Genomic DNA, 16,692 nt, shown 5'->3' with positions numbered 1-16,692 from the left:
GATGCCTGGTAGACACTGTCTATGGATGTTGAAGGGCCCCTGCGGGAACGACTGGTCGATGCCGGCGTAGAGCTGGTGCTGTCTGAGGGCACCGCTGCGGTTGGTCTTCGGGAGATCGCCCGTCGGGCAGGTGTGTCGCACGGTGCGCCGCGGCGCTACTTTCCGACACACCAGGCGCTGTTGTCGGCCATCGCGCGCAGAGGCTTCGAGGAGCTGGGCGCGCGGTCCGCCGCAGCCACGGCAGGGACTGCCGTGCCGCGTGATGAGTTGGCGGCGCTGGCGCGGGTGTACGTCACCTACGCACTGGAACGGCGCGGCATGTTCGAGTTGATGTTCCGTCACGACCTGCTCGACAGCGGTGAGCAGAGTGGGACTCCGGACGTTCCTCGGCTGAGGGAGGCAACGCTCCCGATGTTCCAGCGCGTCACCGAGCTCGTCGCTCGGTGCCGGGCACAGGCGCTGGAGCCTTCGGCGGCCGTCACTGCGGCCGCCCTGTGGGCGAACCTGCACGGCATCGCCCAACTGTGGTCCTGGGGCAGCCTGCAACTCGCCCTCGGCGGCGAGGGTTCCGACCGTCACGACAGGTTGATCGAAGCTGCGCTGGACGCCCATCTCGGGCCGATGGCCTCATGACCGGGCGGCTGCGACGCTCGGTCCCGCTTCTCGTCAGCGTGGCCGGGGCGGTGATCGTCGCACTGGACGACACCGTTCTGCTGGTGGCGCAGCCCAGCCTGCAGCGTTCGCTCGCCGCGAGCCCGGCACAGATCCACTAGAGGAACGAATTGATGTATGAGCACTTGAAGCGGCTAACCGGACCGGTTCTGCGTACCGCGGTGCGGCTCGCAGCCGTGGGCCTGGAGAATGTGCCGCAGTCGAACGGCGTCATTCTCGCGTCCAACCACCTGTCCATCGTGGACTCCACCTTCCTGCCGCTGGTGCTGGACCGACAGGTGACCTTCATGGCGAAGGCGGAGTACTTTGAGGGAGGTTCTTGGCCGACGCGGATCGTCTCGTCCTTCATGCGGGGCAGTGGGCAGGTTCCAGTTGACCGCGAGAACCAACGGGCGGCGGTAGCCTCGCTTGACGCGTGTCTTCGGGTGGTGAAGGACGGTGGCGTCTTCTGTATCTACCCCGAGGGCACACGCTCCCCGGACGGCCGGCTCTACCGGGCCAAGACGGGCGTGGCATGGCTGGCTCTCAAGTCCGGCGCGCCCGTGGTGCCGGTGGCCATGAGCGGCACCGATCGCGTCCTGCCGCCCGGGTGCGTGCTTCCGCGTCCGGCCAAGGTCAAGGTCACCTTCGGCAAGCCCGTCGACCTCTCCCTGTACGAGGACTCCGCCGCTGACGCTGGTGCCCGAAGGGCTGTCTCTGACCTGATTGTGCAGGCCATAGCAGAGGTCTCCGGCCAGGAGTACGTGCCCGTCTACGCGGCGAGGGCGAAGGAGCAGGGCTGATGTCCTGTCGAAGTGCATCTGTCAGCTGACGAGCCGTTGACCTGCCGGGATGCCAAGTCGTTTGAGAAGGCGGCGGCTCTGGGATTCAAGTGACCTGGCTTTCGCGGAAAGCGCGGTCTCGATAGAGGCAGAACCTCCGGTAGAGGGGGTCCTGGATTCCGACGGCGGTGTAGATCCGTGCGAATCGTCGGCTCAGCTCCGCGGTCGTCGCCAGATAGAGCTCCTTGGGATCGGGGGCGGCCGTGGGTGGGTTGAGGATCAAGTGCGTCAGCACCACGATCTCAGGGAACGCCGCGAGGTGATGGCGATCCTCGGCGGAGATGTTCTTGCTGACGGCGACTGCCTCGACGCGTTCAAGGCGGTCGGTCCACTCTTTTCCGAGGTCGATCGGCATTCCGGAGGCGGACCAGTCCTCGACGACCTTCCGCGCCAGATCGAGGGCTCGTCCGGTCTGCCGGTGGCGGCGGGCGAGTTGATCGAGTCGGCGCTGAGCCTCGACGACTTCCGGGAGGGTGCCGAGCGGGACGTCGCGAGCGGAGCGAGTCCAGAGCTGATGCCGCTGGCAGAGGTGGACGTGGGCGGGCGAGAGGGTGATAACCACGGAAGCGGTGGGACTGCGGCGTGCTGTGCAGCAGCGGCAGGGACGGCTGATCAGGTGTTCCGCTTGCGGCCCGGGACCGCCGGGGTTGAGGAAGTCGGCGAGCGCGGGCAAGGCTCGGGCCAGGTGGGGTGTCGGGCGTCCTGAGAGTGTGGCCAGGCGTTCGGGAGAGTGGGGACTCCAGCCGGCCGTGGTGTTGCTGAGGGGGGAGAACTCCGGCGGCAGCGGGCCCACGATGCGGGCGAGGCATCCCGCGGGACGATTGTTGGCAACGGCCAGGCGGTGGAGATAGGAACCGAGAGTTTCGTTGTGGACCGGGCCGAGAGCGATGGGCAGCTGCCGGAGTCGGTCAGGCTGCGTCGGCATCTGGCCTCCGGCGGCGGGGGCGCCGGTTGCGGCGGTGTTCCTGGCGAGCGTCCTCGGCGGTCTGGTCGACCTTGATGGTCTCCAGGGTCTTGCGGGTGATGGACTCGCTGCCGTTGATGATGGCCTCAAGGGCGGCGCCGCGGACGAGCTGGGAGAGGCTGCCGATCGCGCCGTCGGTGCGTTCGTGAAGGTAGCCGTCGAGTTTGACCAGGCTGCCGGGCTTGTGCCGGTGCAGTCGTAGGGCGTCTTCGAGGGAAGCGATCAGGTTCCGCCAGCTCTGCCTCTGCTCGGTGGTGCCGTAGGCGAACGGTTCGGTGTCGGTGACGGTGTATCGGCCGGCGATCTGCTGGCCTCGGACCCCGTTGAACAGGCCGCTCGCGGCGACGTCGATGCCGGCCAGCACGAAGGTGGCGGGGATGCGCTCGGACAGGTATTTGAGCTGGTCGGAGGCTTCGGCTCCGGCGCGGGTGGCGAGGTTGAGATTGTGGATCTCGTCCACGAGCGCGAGTTCGACCCGCATTTTGATCAGCAGGTCGCAGACGGCGTTGGTGATGGAGGTCTGGGTCTCTTGCCGGACGACTGGGAGGCCGAGGAACCGCGCGAACTCGATGGCGAGCATCTTCGGGGTGGCCCGGGGCGGGACGGTGACGTAGACGACCGGCAGCCGCCCAGTGGCGGTCGGGCCGAGCCGCTTGCGTACCAGGAGTTCATGGTTGCGGCCGAGTTGGGCGATGGCGGTCGTCTTGCCGGTTCCGGCCTGACCGGTGACAATCAGTCCGCGGCGGCCGGAGATCTGGTGCCGGTTGAGCAGGACCAGGCGCCGTCCGGTGGTGAACACGTTGCGGACGGTGGGGGTGGCCACGATCACGAGTCGGGAGTGGTAGTCCAGCCGGGGCTCGTTGTAGGCGAGCCGCTTCTCTTCGGGCAGGGCCTTGAAGGCCCGCAGCGAGAGCATCGGCGGGCAGGCCGGGGTGTCATCGACGAACTGTCTCCAGCCGTCCTTGGTGGTCAGCGGGTTGTGCTCGTCATCCGGGGTATCGGGTGGAGTCACCACAGCGGGTTTCCTTCCTCTTCCAGGGGGTTGAAGACGCCGAATGGGGTGACCGGAGTCTGCTGTGCCTCTTCGTCCTCGCTGTCGTCCGTCTCGATGGATTCAGCAGGCGGCAGTGCGGGCCGTGCCGGGGCCTCAAGGGCGGCCCGGGTGCGGGCCATGACCTGCTCCGATCCGGCCGGCGGCTTCCCTGACCTGCGCAACAACTTGGCCAGGACCTGGGCGATGGCGGTCTCGCTGGTGTCGTCGCGGCCCTGGTCGGCAAGGAGCTGGCGTGCGTGGCGCCAGGTGAAGTCGGCGAACGGGGCCCGGACCATGGGCAGATGGGTCCACGGGACTTCGATCCAGCGGCGGCTGTCACTTCGACGTACCCAGACGCGGGAGACGTCGTAGGGGTCGTAGTGGACCTCCCACTGATCCTGTTTGCCCGTCACCCCGGACGGCTGCCTGCGTAGCCGGTTGAGCTCCGGGCTGTCGTAGGTGCGGTAGTTGACCTTGATCCCGTAGTCGTTGACGGTCCTCCAGACTGCGGGCAACAGTTCGATGTAGTCCTCCGCCGACAGAGCGACGGGCAGGTATCCGGCGCGGGCGACGGCGATGGCGTACGACTCGTTCGGCGACAGGGTTCGCCCCGCCATATAGGGGTTCCGCAGCCCTTCGTGCGGACGCTGCTGCCAGCAGATGATCCACTCGTCCAGGAAGTCCTGGAGCTGGGCGAGGGTCCAGATCGCCTCGGAGGCCGGATCACTGCCGCGACGGGTGACATCGGAACCGGTGTAGCCCGCGACGTACTGGCAGAACAGCGAGTTGATCGAGGCGAACGTCCTCTCCAAGATCGCCTTGTCCGTCGGGGTCCTGGGCCGCGCGAGCTGCAGGGAGATCCCCAGCAGCGAGCAGGCCGAGGAGAAGGTGTCGGAGACGAACACCTTGCCGCGGTCGATCACGATGGTGTCCGGGACGATGACCGGCTTGGCCGCGGCCTTCTCCAACCGCGCATCCGCGGCCATGAGCCGTTGGTGCGGCAGGATCGAGGCCGACATCGCCAATGTCTGGCTCCAGCCCGGCCGCATCGGCTCGGGAACCAGCATCCTCGCCAGCAGCACCGCGGCGTCGACGCCCTTCGTGCCCGCGGGTCTGAGCAGGGCCGCGCAGATCGTGCGCGTCGTGACATCGATCGCGATCGTCAGTTCCGGGCGGGCCACGACCCCGTCGTCCAGGACCGCCATCACGTCCAGCCGCGTGGAGTCGATCTGCACGATCTCCCCGGGGCGGGCGGCCATGGACGGGGTGAACGGACCCACGGGCCGAAGAGCCCGCTGGCGGCGGATCGTTGCCGATCCGAAGGACTCGTTGTTCTTGGCGAGGCTGTTCACCAGCCGGTAGAAGGTCGCCTTCGACGGCAGGAGTTTCGCTGCTTCCTCACCGTGCTTCACGGCGAGGATCTGCTCGGCCTGCACCATGAGCCGCTTGCGGTCGCCCGTCGAAAGGTCCGTCTGCCCGGCCAGCGCCTCGGTGACCGCCTCGACAACCCGCTCGTCTACTCTTCCTGTGCCGGGGGCCGGGGCCGGCGGCTTCCGGGACCGTCCATCCACCAGTCCCCACAGCCCCTCGGCCTCATACCGCTGCCGCATCCGTAGAAAGGTCCGCCGGCTGAGCTGCTGCCCACCCGCCGCCAGTTCGGCGAGCTTCGCTGCCTCTCGCTCCAGCAGATTCCGCCAGGCCGGGTCGTACTCGGGCCGAGGAGACGTGCCTTCGGGAGCGTCCGGGGGCAACCCGGTGAGCACTTCCACCACGTGCTGTTCCCAGAACCGGGCCTGTTCGACGACCGGCGGCGGCAACGCATCCATCAGGGCGAACGGCGGCAGGACTCTGTCCGGGACCGCCTCCGCCCCTCGGTCCAGCACCTCGAAATCGGCGGCCGCCATCACGTAGCCAGCAGCCATGACACTGGTGTCGCCCTCCTCGCTGAGCAGCCGCAAGGCCACCCCCTCCAGGCCGATGACCTGCTGGTTGCGGCCCTCGAACCGGATTCGGTCCCCGACCCGCAGAACCCCGCGTGGTGCCAGTTCAACCATGGCTCACCACCGCGCGGCCGATCATGGAGCCGTCTCCCAGCGGCACTGCCACGTCAAGACACAGGTCCCCGCACCACAGCAGGTGGTAGAGCGTCGGCAGGACGGACAGCGGGTCCCCCACCGCTTCGGCGCCGTCCATGAGCAACCGCGGATCGTCGAAGGCATCCATGAGCCGGTTCGCAACGTCACCGACCCGGTTGCGCGGATGCCGATAGCCCGACAGCCAGCGGACGTTGGCCATCTCCACTGGGTCGGGCTCGTGTACCAGCGCGTAAGACCAGCAGCCCATCTCCTGGCACATCGCTTCGGTCGCCGAGAACTTCACCGCATCCTCCGGGCCGACGCGGTCCGCCGGCCGGACATCGACGACCAGGCCCGAACCGTCCTCCAGCCGTGCGAAGTAGTCCGGCGTATGCGAGATCCGGCGCTTCTCGCCCTGCCATGTCACCCGGAACGGCTGCGAGGCCAGCCCCAGCACTCGCCGGTCGTGATCGAGGAGCATGGCCCGGTCCCGCTCCAGCCACGACTCGAACCCCACCAGCGACTCCGTCGTTGCCGCCCAGTACCAGCCCGTGAAGTGCCGCTGCCCGCGGTACGACGTGAAGCGCCGTACCGGGAGCGCCGACTCGAACCGAACCCCGGAGACCGCCTCCAGCACGTACTTCCGCAGCCCACCGTTTTCACCGTCAGCCCACTCGACATCGACCAGACCAAGATCCATGGCCACCCCCGGCTTCGCGTACCTGACGCAAACGACCGTGACAGGTACAGCGAGAACCGGACCAGGAAATTGAGATCAAACCCTACGTACGGGGCAAACGTCGCCGCTCAGCGCTCGACGCAATGAGAATCCGACAGTACGAACGAGAAGCCGTGAGAATCCGACAGCTTCCGTGCGACAGGACACCGGACGGTCTCACGGTCGATGTCGCATCCGACATCGATCCGACATTGGCCGCGAGATTCCGACACAAAATTTGAGACCCTACAGAGGGGGCTCGGGGCCCGCCATACGGAGGTCTGCGATGCCCCGGAGCATCTGGTCTGGTGCGATCAGCTTCGGGCTGGTGACGGTGCCCGTTCACGTGGTCAGCGCGACCGAGGACCAATCGGTGCGCTTCCACCAGTACCACCTGGACGACATGGCCCGGGTGCGGGTGCGCAAGTTCTGCGAGCTGGAGGACCGTGAGGTCCGCTCGGACGAGATCGGCAAGGGCTACGAACTGACCAAGACGCAGGTCATCCCGCTCACCGACCAGGAGCTGCGCAACCTGCCGCTGCCCACGGCGAAGGCGTTGGAGATCCACGGGTTCGTGCCGTTGGAGTCCGTCGACGTCATCCGTATCGGCGAGGGCTACTACCTCCAGCCCGACGGGCCCGTTGCCGCGAAGCCGTACGAACTCTTGAGGCAGGCGCTGGAGAGGTCCTCGCGGGTCGCGGTGACCAAGTTCGCCTGGAGCGGCCGGGAGCGGCTAGGGCTGCTGCGGGTGCGGGAGAACACGATCGTTCTGCACGCGATGCGCTGGCCCGATGAGGTCCGCGATCCCAGCGAGCTGTACCCGCCGGCGGCGGACGTCTCGGACGCGGAAGTCGGCGAGGCCGTGGCACTGATCGAGCGGATGACCACCGACCGGCTGGAGGCCCGGACTTCGCCGACCACTACACCGAGGCGCTGGAGAAGGTCCACCACTCGCGTCCGTGGCCAAACCGCGAGGGAAAGGGCCTCGCTACGGGTAGAGGCGCCTCAGCAGAATGAGTCCCGACCCGGCTCGTCTGGCCGGTCGTTGGCCGGGATTGTTCTGCGGGCCTCGTGCTGGGCGCGGGTCTTGGGCCAGGTCGGCTGCAGCCCATCTCTGCGGTGAAACGGGGGGCTTGGGAAAGGATTGGTCAGGGTGGGGTCAGGATTGCGCAGGTCGCTTCTTGTTCATCTCGCGGCTCTACTCGCATAGACCCAGGTGGTGGTGTCATGCCGTCAGCCGCCCGGCACGCACCCCACTTTCCGGGCCGATCCCGCGGGAGACCCCACTGATGCGCCGCTTCACCGCTATTACCTGCGCCCTGGCCCTGGCGGCCGCCGGCGTGATCGCCGCTTCGGCCGGCACCGCCCAGGCGTCGACCTGCTCCCACGCCTACCTGCCGCTGCCCGACTCCTCGTGCACGCCCGGCGCCTACAACCCGGATGTCACGCAGTCGAACATCCACAGCACGATCTGCGTGTCCGGCTGGACGGCCACCGTCCGCCCGCCGACGTCCTACACCAACCCGCTCAAGGCCCAGGGCATCATCGACTACGGCTACTCCGACACCAACATGGCCGACTACGAGGAGGACCACCTGGTCCCCCTCGAACTCGGTGGCTCGCCCCGCAGCACCAGCAACCTGTGGCCCGAGCCGTACTCCGGCACGAAGACCGCCACCACCAAGGACGGCGTGGAGACGAAGCTGAAGAACGCCGTGTGCGCCGGCACCATCACCCTGTCCGCGGCCCGCAGCGCCATCAAGACCAACTGGACCACGGCCCTGCAGGTGACCGGCATCGGCTGACCCCGCCCCCGCCGGGACATCCAGCTGGATGTCCCGGCGGGGGCGGCGAGTTCCTGCCCGGGCCGGTTATCTTTGCCCTTCCGGATGCCGGTTCTCGGCTGCGGGCCGCTGTCTGGCTAGGTGACGTTGACGCCGTGGGCCCGGGCGAGTCCGTCGAGGCCGTCGGCCCAGCCCTGGCCGATGGCGCGGAGTTTCCAGACCTGCTGGCCGTTGGTGGTGTGGCGGTAGAACTCGGCGATGGACATGGCCCGGACGTCGGGGTCAGCGGGGGGCTGGAAGGTCCAGGCGGCTCCGGTGACGCAGTCCGTGTACAGGCTTGCGTGGGTGAGGGCGCCGCAGGTCAGGCCGGTGTCGACGTCCATGTTGATGGCGATCGTGATGCGCTGGATGTGGGTGGGCAGCGCGTTGAGGTGAAGGGCTGCGCGTTCGACGGTGTGCGGGCCCTCGCTCTGCTTACCCAGCAGGCGGGCCGCGCCCTGCGCTGTCGAGGGCTGGTTGTAGAAGACGAAGTCCTCATCGCAGGTGACCTGGCCGTCGGCGTTCGTCAGGAAGAGGGTGAGGTCGGCGTCGGCGCCGGCGAAGCTGAAGGCGATGAGCAGCCCCTGCCGGGCTTCCTCGGGCAGCACCAGGTTCTGCCCCGGAGTGAGCGCGGTCGCGGTGCCACGGCCCGTCAGCGCCGGGGCGTGGGCCGGCGCCGTCGGAGCGGGCGGCGTCGGGGGAGCGGTCTGGGTTTTCCACTCGGCGAAGGGGCGGATCCGGTAGCGGTCGGGCAGGGGAGCCGCGTGCGCGGCGGGGACGTTGGCGCGCACGTCTCCATCGAGGTCGGCCAGGGTCGCATCGCCGGATCCGGCGTCGTCCTGGGCGTGGTCGAGAAGGCTCTGCAGGCCGGGCAGCCGGCTGGTGTCCAGGGGCTTGATGGAGCTGGACAGGTTCCCGGACGCGGTCGTGGTGACCGAACAGGCGACGTCCTGGCCGATGTCGAGGAACCGCAGCGCGTCGGTCGTCTCCCGCCACGGGCCGGCTTCGATGGCCTGGCGCGTCCAGCGGCCGTAGGCCACGAACCCCAGACGCTGAGTGTCCGGCAGGCGCGTGAGCACGGCCAGGTCGATCGCGGTGATCCCCGGCGCGACAGCGAACGCCTCTTTGAGCGTGGCCACGACGTTCGACCCCATCGAGGTGAGCCACCACAAAGTGCGGTCTCGCTTGCTCAGGGCCTTGAGCGTGGGGCGCCCGCTCGGGGTGAGGCCTGGCATCTGAGCGGGCAGCGAGTCGATGTCCTGCTGCCGCATCACCACCGACAGGACAGTCCCGTCCGCTCCCACCGCGCAGCCTGCGGCCGCGTTGTCGGAGAACGCGTAGTTGACCGCCTCGCACACGGTCTCCTCGTCGTTGGCGACCAGGGCCTGCCACCACTGGCCGGCCTCAGCGGTCAGCTCGCCGTGCACGGCCTGCAGGCGCGCCTCCTCGGCGGCCAGATAGGCAGGGGCGTCTTCCTCGGCCCTGCGCTTGGCCACTGCCCTCTCGGCGCGGGCGAAGAGCCCCAGCCCCGCCAGGTGATGGGCCTGGGCCTCTGCCAGGGCCCAGGCCAGGCTCAACTGCTGAGGCCCGGGAACCACCGGCGGCCGGGCCGACGGGAAGGACTGCAGATGGACACTGGTCGTCTGCCGCCGCAACTCCTCCAGCCGCGCAATCGCCGCATCCCGCTCCGCCTGCTGCTGGGCACGCTCCGCCTGCCGGCGAGCACGCTCCAGCTGCGCTGCCGACGGGGCCACAGCCCGCGAGCCGGTTGTACGGCTCGGGCTGGTGCGGCGGCGCCCTCCGCCCAGGGAGGTGGAGGCAGAAAACGGGCCCATCCCCGAAGAGATCCGCGTGCCGCCGCTGCCCATGCTGATGCGCGCCGCGCGGGGCCCCACGGAGGTGCGTACACCCCGGGTGGAGATCCGTACGCTCATCCCCGGCACACCCACACGAAAGCCGAAAGCCATGGTCCCTCTCCGTTCCTGCCTTCCTCACGCACAGCGCACCGCTTGCGTCGCGACCACTCCGGCCGCCCCACACGGCCTGGCTGCTTTGCGGCCGGCACAACCGATGACGACTGGAGAGCCGGTGGGCCGCCTCACCAACTTTGTTACTAGCCCGAGCACAGCCGCACCGCAGCGCGCTCGCTACCGGTAGAAGACGGCGACACCGCCGTGATGGGAGCACGCTCCCTGGTGATGAGCGGCGTAGCTGTAGGTGCCGTCATTGCACAAGGCGGTGGCCCCTGCCGCAGCAGCCGTGCCGCCGGAACCCGACGAGCCGCCCGATGACGAACCGCCGCTGCTGCTGTCCGAGGAGCCTGAACTCGACTTGTGCGTGGCCGCCGACGCTGGCTTGGCCGTCTTGGTCACGGTGACCGTGGGGGCCGGCGCCGCCGACTTCGTCACGGTGACCGCCGGGGCCGGCGCCGCTGTCTTCAATGTGGTAGCCGTAACGGTGACCGTTGGGCGCGGTGCGGGACTGGCCGCGCTGGAACTACCACCGCTGCCGAACGCGGCACCGACCGCGAGTAGTGCGAAACCGCCGGCCCACACACGCTTGCGCTTGTGCAGCGGGCGGATGTCAGGCATACGGACAGGCTCAGGCGGACGGACCGCCCACGGCCCGGGCTGGTACTGGCTCACGCGACGATCCCCCCGTGACGGACACCCGGACACACGCCACGGGGCAGTCGCATACTTTACAAAACATCCCTATAAACTGCGCAAGCCCCATGAACATCACTGATGTTGAGTGACAGCCGCGCCGACATCGCGCCAGCATCAGTAGGCACGCCAGCCTGGCGATCGCGAGAAGGCCGTCGCGGATACCGCGGCACCGGCACACGGAGACGGGGCGCCGGGCGGCCGCGGACCGCGCCCTCCCCGGCGCAGCGCGCCTTCGCTGCCCGTGACGCGTGACTCAACTTCGCCCAGCAGATCCACGATGAACGCAGTGGAGGCCCGTTCCGTCTCGGCCTGGCGCGGCTCGGGCTGAACTCGTCGGCGGGTGTGCGTCTGCGCGCCGTACCCCGCGCGATATGGCGCTGGCTCGGTAGGGCAGCATCTGGGCAGCCGTCGCCTGACCGTGAGGGGCCGTCATGCTGTCCATCCGCCGCGCCATGCCGATCGTGGTGCTGTCCTGCCTGCTGCTCGCGGGCTGCAAGACCGGTTCGCTGGGCGGCTTGTCGCCGTCTGGGAGCGCGAGCGCTTCGGCGACGGCCGCCGGTGGGAGCGGTGCGGCCAGCGCGGCGCGGGCGATCGCGGTGGGGGCCGGCCCGCAGAAGAAGTACACGGTGCAGCAGCAGCCGGCCGCCGGTTCGTGCCACTACCGGTACGAGAAGGGTGAGCCGCTGGAGGACCCGGCCTGCACTCCGGGCGCGATCTCCCCGGCGGTCACCCAGGCCAACCTGGCGTCGACGATCTGCCGCAAGGGCGGCTACACCTCCGGTGTGCGGCCCTCCACCTCCGTCACCGGCAAGGAGAAGAAGCTCAACGCGGCTTCCTACGGCTACACCGGCGCGATGGGCGAGGCCGAGTACGACCATCTGATCAGCCTGCAGCTCGGCGGTGACCCCAACGACCCGCGCAACCTCTGGGTTGAACCCCAGGACCCGGGCCACAAGACGAGTCAGGGCATCAACAACAAGAAGGACCCCGTGGAGACGAAGCTGCACACCGCGGTCTGCGCGGGCAAGGTCACCCTCGCCCAGGCCCAGCAGGCGATCGTCACCGACTGGACCACCGCCCTCACCACGCTCGGTCTCAGCTGACGGCCTTTGCCCGGCGAGACGAACCTCGTGCGGTCGGCAGGCAGGGTGTGCGATCGTGAGGGTGTCCGGGCCCGCTGCTTTCCCCCGTAGCTGTGGGCCCGGACTCGTGTTCAACCACCGACGGGGTGTCGGCCTGCCCGGTCTGCCGCCCGGACTCCTCGCTGCACACCGTCGGCTTACGGGCGCTGCGCTTCGGCTTGGGGCGGCGCCGGCCAGGTGAAGGTCGCGCAGGGAGATCTTGCTGTCGTGGTTGCTCCACCTGTTCGGGCTACGGCGTCTGTTACGCACTTCCCGGCCGCGGCCCGTCGGCCGGAGGCGGTCCGTGCGGCCCGCTCGCGGCCCCGGAGCCGCCTATTCCGCGGCACCGGCTGATGACAGGCAGTCAAATCGTCATGTTCATCACATACATGTTGTTTCCATGCGAGAGTCACAGAAATATCCGTGATTCGTCACGTGCTTCGCGTTTCCCTCACCTCGTGCCGGTGGGCGGGCAGGGTGTGCGTGTGCGGCCGACCGGCCGCCGACCCGCACCACACACCCCGCCTGACCTGCGGCTATATGCCGTGCGCCTGGGGGTGTCCGGCCCCGTGAAGGGGGATCCCGTGTCTGTTTCTGTGACCGTCCGCCGTGTGACTGCCGCTGCTGCCGTGGCTGCTGCCTGTGTGGGTGGGCTCGCGCTGCCCGCCGCGGCCGCCGACCGGCCCGCTGCCCGCCCGCATGACCGGGCGGTGGTGATCAGTGACGTGCAGTACGACTCGCCGGGCCGCGACGACCGCACCAACTGGTCCCTGAACAAAGAATGGGTGGACGTCACGAACACCTCCGGGCGGGAGGTGAACCTGGACGGCTGGACGCTCTCGGACGAGGCCGGCCACACCTACACCTTCGACCGCTTCCGCCTGGACGGCCGCTCCACGGTCCGTGTCCACACCGGGATCGGCCGCGACCGTTCCACCGACGTCTACCAGGACCGCCGCAGCTACGTGTGGGACAACGACTCCGACACGGCGACCCTGCGCAACGACCACGGCCGCTTCATCGACGAGGTCTCCTGGGGCTACCACCGCGGTGACGGCCACCGGATCGGCGACGGCGACCACCGCGATGGCGGTGATCGCTGGATCGGTGGCGAGCACCGCGGCGGCGGCGACCACCGGTTCGACGGTGAGCACCGTGAGGGTGGCGATCACCGGATTGGTGGTGATGACCGCCGTGGTGCGCACTACGGGGGCGACGACCGCCGGTTCGAGGGCGAGCACCGCGGCGGCGGCGACCACCGGTTCGACGGTGAGCACCGTGGGGGTGGCGATGACCGGATTGGTGGTGATGGCCGCCGTGGTGAGCACCGCCGGGGCGACGACCGCCGGTTCGAGGGCGAGCACCGCGGCGGCGGCGACCACCGCCGCTGACCGCACGCGGTGCCAGTGGCCGGGAACCCCGGTCCGGTCACCGGCACCCCCCCGCCGACCGGCGGTGTCCGGGACGTACCGCCGGTCCGCCGCCGCGTACTGTCTCCCTGTCCGGCCCGTCACCCGCTTCCGCCGTGGTGACGGGCCGGAGGGCCTTTCAGTGGGCGTAGGTGACGGTGATGGGCTGGTCGGGGCAGGCGGCGAGGCGCTCGGTGAGCGCGTTGTGCTCGGTGGGGTCGACGCTCAGCTGGTAACGGGTTTTGTCGGCGACCCAGTTGGTGACGTACTCGCACCAGTAGGGCGCGTACGGGGGCAGCCACTCGGTGGGGTCCTTGTCGGCTTTGGACCGGTTGGAGGCCGCGGAGACCGCGATCAGGGCACGGGGGTCGTCGAGGTCGTTGGCGTAGGCCTCGCGTTCCTTGGCGGTCCAGGCGGAGGCGCCGGAGTCCCAGGCCTCGGCGAGCGGGACCAGGTGGTCGACGTCCAGCTTGCTCGCGCTGTCGAGGTAGCGGTCGTCGTACGGCGAGTACCAGCTGCCGCTGGTCAGCACGCACTTCGGTCCGACTTCGGGGGCGGTGACGGCCTCGGCCAGGAGGACCTCGGCGCGCGTGCCGCGCGTGTTGCAGCCGTCCTTGTCCGCGTCGGTCCAGTGCTTGAACTTGTCCCGGGAGTAGCCGGCGCGGCTCTCGTCCGCGACAGTCAGCGCTGCCAGCGCGTCGCGGACCGGCAGGGTGATCGTCTCGCCCGGCGCGTGGCGCACGGGCGCCGCGGCGGCGTGGGCGGCGGTGGTGGGGGCGATCAGGACGAGCGGTGTGAACAGCGCGGCGATCAGGGTGCGTCGGGTGCGGGCGAGGCGCACGGACGGGTCTCCGTTCCGAAGATCACGAACAGGGCTGTGATCTTCGTAGCGGTCCCGGCGGTGTGGTGTGAGCCGGCCGGGGCTGGTTCACCCGACCGGCGAACTAGTCACACCATCGACGGGCGAGCACCGTGAACAAAGCCGCAGTGGGCTGAGTTCGGCGGCGCGGCTGCGGTGGAACGCCCCGAGCTTGGGCTCGTTGCCCAGGCCGCTCACGCGATCGTCTCTTGCGTGGCCCAGGGCGTTCGCCGGCATCGCAGACGGCGCCGGACGTCCGGGGTGCTGACGCAAGGCCGCTTCCGCCCGGCGCGTGGGTGGCTGGGCGGAAGCGGTGCGGTGTCCCCTTCGGTCGTTCTTCAGCACAAGGGGGCCGCGCGGCCTTCCGGATGGGAAGGTGTGACGCCGGGGGAGGCGTCCGTGTTCCATGGTGCGCCATCCCGGCTGTGCCGCAATGACGGGTACGGTTTCGCGCTCAAAAGCGTTCATTCGGGCACGATTTGGTCCCGTATGTGGCGGTGATGGAGTAACGGGCCGACCGGGCTGTGCAGGGGGGACCGGCGGGTCGTTGGGGACCCGCGGGGCATTGTTCCGTAATCGCATGATCGCGTTGAGTGGCTGGCGTTGGTCGCACTGAACGCAAGGAACGAGCGGAGGCTCAGCAGCTTTTAGCCGAGGCAGCTGTACGGCTACGACCATTCGGCAGCGAGACCTTCATCCGGGTCAAGCCCGTGATGTTCTTCGGGGACTGCACCGGTCCCGAGGGGCAGCGCTACCGCCGGGTATCGCAGCAGCGGTGCAGGCGGATAGTCCGCCTGTCCGGACGACGTGAGGTCGACGGAGAACTGAGCGACGTCTGGATGGACTCTCCCATCCTGCTTCTGGAGGACGGCAGCGCCGGCCGCTTCTGGCTCGATCCCGAGCTGCGGCCCGAGCGGGAGGGAGAGTACGGGTCGTCGACCGACCCGGACCCGCTCAGCAAGCGCTCCTTCATCGACCCGCGCGGCGGTTTGGTTGACGAGCTCAAGCGGTACTTGGCCGACGCCGTCGTCCGCTACGAACGCGGGAACCACTGAAGCCCGCCGGGCGAGGCCCCGGCGAACCGGAGCAGTGGAACCCTGTCGGGAACCTGCGGTACACCTGGCGGCATGAAGTTGAGCGACCTCAGCCCGGTGATGGCACGCCGTGAAGACGGCGGCCTCAGCTATGACCGCTTCCGCGCCGACCCTGCACTGGCATCCCTGGACTGGCCCGACGACGTCCTCGAACAGTTCCTCTTCGACCACGGCGACAACGCCGCCTTCGTGCGTGCCTACGGCGGCATCGACCTGCGCGACGTCAGGTGGCGGCTGGAGACGATCCCGGCCGCGGACTTCGTCAAGATGCCGACCGGAGCGTCCGATGCCCGCTGTATCGAGATCTACGCCGAGAACCCGGTGCACTGGGTCAACGTTCGCCGCCCCGAGGTGGGTCGCCACTGGGAAGAGCACGGGACGTGGCTACGCTCGCCGATCCTGATCGCCCGACGCCTCCTGCACCCGTCAGACAGCGGGCTGCAGGTCGTGGAGGGCAGGACACGCGTTGGTGTCCTGCGCGGCCGCCTGCGCGAGGGGCTGCACGTCGCGTCCCACCATCAAGCCTGGGTCGGGCGTGCGTGACAACGCTTCGCGCACAACAGTGCGTACTCTGCGAGCGTTTGACTGTTTCTGGAGGAAGAGCTGCGGATGACTGAGAACCCGTCGGTGCCTGGGCCGCGCCGGGACCTGGCGATGCACAACGACTGGTGGGCTTCGGGCTGGGACCACGTCCTGCCCCGCCAGGGTTTCCCACTGACGATGCTGATCGGGACCGCGAGTCAGCCCGGTTTCACCGGCTCCCTGGACGACCTTCTGCAGGAGATCTTCGAAGGCCACTGGGACATGATCGGCGGCGATCTCGACGGCGCGCTCACGTTCTCGTGGCCCGATGAGGAATGGGACTACGAGGAGGTGCCCGAGGGGCGCGAAGCGAACGAGGCACATCGCTGGGAGAAGTTCGGCGCCATGCTCACGGCGGCCGGCTGCCCGGTGCCCAAAACCGTGCGGGACCTGTCGGAGCTGTACCTGACGTGGGGCCTGGCGCGCCGCGAGGAGACACCGGACGGCACCCGGTGGTCGATGCCCCCAGTGCTGCCGTTGCCTGGTGACCTGCTGCCCCTGGATGCCGACCTCGCCAAGCGGCTCGACCGGATCCGCTGGACCTTGCGCACCGGCCCTCTCGTCGACGGGCTCATCAACCACTTGGTCGACGATCTGGGCGAGCCGCAGGAGATCCTCACCTCCCTGGACCGACTGGCGGCCGCCACCAGCCAGGATGCCGACGACGTGCGCATCGCCCTCACCGAACTCGTGGCCTCCGGGGACGCCCGCGTCCAGCGGGGCCAGGGGCGGGCCGACGCGGAACGCCTGGAGGCACACCAGCGCTTCCGCCTGCTCATGAACTGGGGCCGCTTCCACGAGCACCGACTGCAGCTGACCATCAATGGCGACGACGCGTGACGGACAGCGCGC

The 16,692-nt window shown here is 69.1% G+C and carries 17 protein-coding genes; 10 read left to right on the top strand and 7 right to left on the bottom strand.

Features of this window, described 5'->3' with window-relative positions; genetic code table 11:
• Nucleotides 1–21: 21 nt before the first annotated feature.
• From ACFY0K_RS43620 to ACFY0K_RS43610, 3 genes are read left to right on the top strand one after another with little or no spacing between them, the layout of a single operon-like run.
• Complete coding sequence (locus ACFY0K_RS43620) at nucleotides 22–633, top strand: TetR/AcrR family transcriptional regulator (RefSeq protein WP_390644594.1); 612 nt, start codon at nucleotides 22–24, stop codon at nucleotides 631–633.
• A complete protein-coding gene (locus tag ACFY0K_RS43615) occupies nucleotides 630–773 on the top strand; it encodes a hypothetical protein (RefSeq protein WP_390644593.1) in 144 nt (47 codons plus the stop codon). Before ACFY0K_RS43620 ends, ACFY0K_RS43615 begins: the two co-directional genes overlap by 4 nt.
• Nucleotides 774–785: 12 nt before the next feature.
• Nucleotides 786–1,454, top strand: a complete 669-nt coding sequence (locus ACFY0K_RS43610) for a lysophospholipid acyltransferase family protein (RefSeq protein WP_390644592.1) — start codon at nucleotides 786–788, stop codon at nucleotides 1,452–1,454.
• Nucleotides 1,455–1,539: 85 nt separating this feature from the next.
• Here ACFY0K_RS43610 and ACFY0K_RS43605 read toward each other — a convergent pair whose 3' ends face one another.
• The 4 genes from ACFY0K_RS43605 to ACFY0K_RS43590 form a co-directional block, all read right to left on the bottom strand.
• Nucleotides 1,540–2,055, bottom strand: coding sequence for a hypothetical protein (locus ACFY0K_RS43605; protein WP_390644591.1), 516 nt, complete (start codon nucleotides 2,053–2,055; stop codon nucleotides 1,540–1,542).
• Between the two features lie 346 nt (nucleotides 2,056–2,401).
• Nucleotides 2,402–3,469, bottom strand: a complete 1,068-nt coding sequence (locus ACFY0K_RS43600) for an AAA family ATPase (RefSeq protein ID WP_390644590.1) — start codon at nucleotides 3,467–3,469, stop codon at nucleotides 2,402–2,404.
• Nucleotides 3,466–5,544, bottom strand: coding sequence for a Mu transposase C-terminal domain-containing protein (locus ACFY0K_RS43595; RefSeq protein ID WP_390644589.1), 2,079 nt, complete (start codon nucleotides 5,542–5,544; stop codon nucleotides 3,466–3,468). Before ACFY0K_RS43595 ends, ACFY0K_RS43600 begins: the two co-directional genes overlap by 4 nt.
• Entirely contained in the window at nucleotides 5,537–6,265 is a 729-nt protein-coding gene (locus ACFY0K_RS43590; protein ID WP_390644588.1) for a TnsA-like heteromeric transposase endonuclease subunit, read from the bottom strand. Before ACFY0K_RS43590 ends, ACFY0K_RS43595 begins: the two co-directional genes overlap by 8 nt.
• 304 nt (nucleotides 6,266–6,569) lie before the next feature.
• Here ACFY0K_RS43590 and ACFY0K_RS43585 point away from each other — a divergent pair, with 304 nt between their 5' ends.
• Together ACFY0K_RS43585 and ACFY0K_RS43580 are read left to right on the top strand one after the other, a co-directional pair.
• Nucleotides 6,570–7,406: a Ku protein gene (locus ACFY0K_RS43585; RefSeq protein ID WP_390644587.1), complete on the top strand. Its 837-nt coding sequence runs from the start codon at nucleotides 6,570–6,572 to the stop codon at nucleotides 7,404–7,406.
• A 166-nt stretch (nucleotides 7,407–7,572) separates the two neighbouring features.
• Nucleotides 7,573–8,088, top strand: coding sequence for a hypothetical protein (locus ACFY0K_RS43580; RefSeq protein ID WP_390644586.1), 516 nt, complete (start codon nucleotides 7,573–7,575; stop codon nucleotides 8,086–8,088).
• Between the two features lie 116 nt (nucleotides 8,089–8,204).
• On the opposite strand, the gene ACFY0K_RS43575 is transcribed toward ACFY0K_RS43580, so the two are convergent.
• Together ACFY0K_RS43575 and ACFY0K_RS43570 are read right to left on the bottom strand one after the other, a co-directional pair.
• Nucleotides 8,205–9,860 carry a TerD family protein gene (locus ACFY0K_RS43575; protein ID WP_390644585.1) on the bottom strand — a complete coding sequence of 552 codons (1,656 nt, stop codon included), beginning with the start codon at nucleotides 9,858–9,860 and terminating at the stop codon, nucleotides 8,205–8,207.
• 393 nt (nucleotides 9,861–10,253) lie between these two features.
• On the bottom strand, nucleotides 10,254–10,697 hold the full coding sequence (locus ACFY0K_RS43570; RefSeq protein ID WP_388604843.1) for a DUF3761 domain-containing protein: 444 nt from the start codon (nucleotides 10,695–10,697) through the stop codon (nucleotides 10,254–10,256).
• 509 nt (nucleotides 10,698–11,206) lie between these two features.
• Between ACFY0K_RS43570 and ACFY0K_RS43565 the strand changes: the two genes are divergently transcribed.
• A complete protein-coding gene (locus ACFY0K_RS43565; protein ID WP_390644584.1) occupies nucleotides 11,207–11,878 on the top strand; it encodes a hypothetical protein in 672 nt (223 codons plus the stop codon).
• Nucleotides 11,879–12,507: 629 nt separating this feature from the next.
• On the top strand, nucleotides 12,508–13,287 hold the full coding sequence (locus tag ACFY0K_RS43560; protein ID WP_390644583.1) for a lamin tail domain-containing protein: 780 nt from the start codon (nucleotides 12,508–12,510) through the stop codon (nucleotides 13,285–13,287).
• A 157-nt stretch (nucleotides 13,288–13,444) separates the two neighbouring features.
• Here ACFY0K_RS43560 and ACFY0K_RS43555 read toward each other — a convergent pair whose 3' ends face one another.
• Complete coding sequence (locus tag ACFY0K_RS43555) at nucleotides 13,445–14,146, bottom strand: HNH endonuclease family protein (protein ID WP_390644582.1); 702 nt, start codon at nucleotides 14,144–14,146, stop codon at nucleotides 13,445–13,447.
• Between the two features lie 857 nt (nucleotides 14,147–15,003).
• Between ACFY0K_RS43555 and ACFY0K_RS43550 the strand changes: the two genes are divergently transcribed.
• From ACFY0K_RS43550 to ACFY0K_RS43540, 3 genes are all read left to right on the top strand, one after another.
• The gene (locus tag ACFY0K_RS43550; protein ID WP_390644581.1) at nucleotides 15,004–15,219 is read left to right on the top strand and encodes a hypothetical protein; all 216 of its coding nucleotides are present in this window, start codon (nucleotides 15,004–15,006) and stop codon (nucleotides 15,217–15,219) included.
• A 72-nt stretch (nucleotides 15,220–15,291) separates the two neighbouring features.
• Nucleotides 15,292–15,801 (top strand): hypothetical protein, encoded by a 510-nt coding sequence (locus ACFY0K_RS43545; protein ID WP_390644580.1) that lies wholly within the window; start codon nucleotides 15,292–15,294, stop codon nucleotides 15,799–15,801.
• Nucleotides 15,802–15,867: 66 nt separating this feature from the next.
• Entirely contained in the window at nucleotides 15,868–16,680 is an 813-nt protein-coding gene (locus ACFY0K_RS43540) for a DUF6042 family protein (RefSeq protein ID WP_390644579.1), read from the top strand.
• Nucleotides 16,681–16,692: the final 12 nt, after the last annotated feature.

The organism is Streptomyces sp. NPDC001507, from assembly GCF_042894765.1.
GTDB lineage: Bacteria > Actinomycetota > Actinomycetes > Streptomycetales > Streptomycetaceae > Streptomyces.
Note: the sequence above shows the minus strand (reverse complement) of the source record. Positions and strands in the feature narration are given on the sequence as shown.